This window comes from Anaerotignum faecicola (genome assembly GCA_024460105.1).
In the GTDB taxonomy this organism is placed as follows: Bacteria; Bacillota; Clostridia; order Lachnospirales; family Anaerotignaceae; genus JANFXS01.
Genome location: JANFXS010000284.1, coordinates 1 through 452, shown reverse-complemented (window position 1 = coordinate 452; position 452 = coordinate 1). Strand labels below are relative to the sequence as shown.

Below are 452 nucleotides of genomic sequence, written 5' to 3'. Positions count from 1 at the left end.
CCGAAATGGAAGACGCTTCCGTTCTCGGTTCTGGAGTTTACCGGCCAGTATTCATCCAATTACGCCGTGCAGTTTGCGGTTATGGCTCTGACAGCGGCGCCGGCGGTGATTGTATATATCCTACTGAATAAACATATTACGAAAGGTGTGGCTATGGGAGCGGTAAAGGGTTAGGCGCGCCCAGAAAAAGGGCGGATAGTTTAACCGGTGGAACACCCGGATCAGAATGATTATAAGGAAGTACGGCTATGAAGAAGATAAAACAGTGGGTAAATCAATTAAGTGTAAAAATGAAACTGATTTTTTATGGGTATTTGATTATCACGCCGGTGTTGATTCTCATATGCGCCGTGCTTCTTTTTTACAACTATAATAAAGACCTGGAGAGCAGACTGGAAAATGACAGGAGCAGTGTCAATGCTCTGGCAGAAAGTATTTTTGTTCTCCAGTCC

General features: G+C 44.5%; 2 protein-coding genes. Both read left to right on the top strand.

All coding sequences use genetic code 11. The features are described from left to right. Positions 1-174: carbohydrate ABC transporter permease (locus tag NE664_13980; protein ID MCQ4727743.1), on the top strand; the 174-nt coding region annotated here is incomplete at its 5' end. 74 nt (positions 175-248) lie between these two features. After that, positions 249-452: sensor histidine kinase (locus tag NE664_13975; protein MCQ4727742.1), on the top strand; the 204-nt coding region annotated here is incomplete at its 3' end.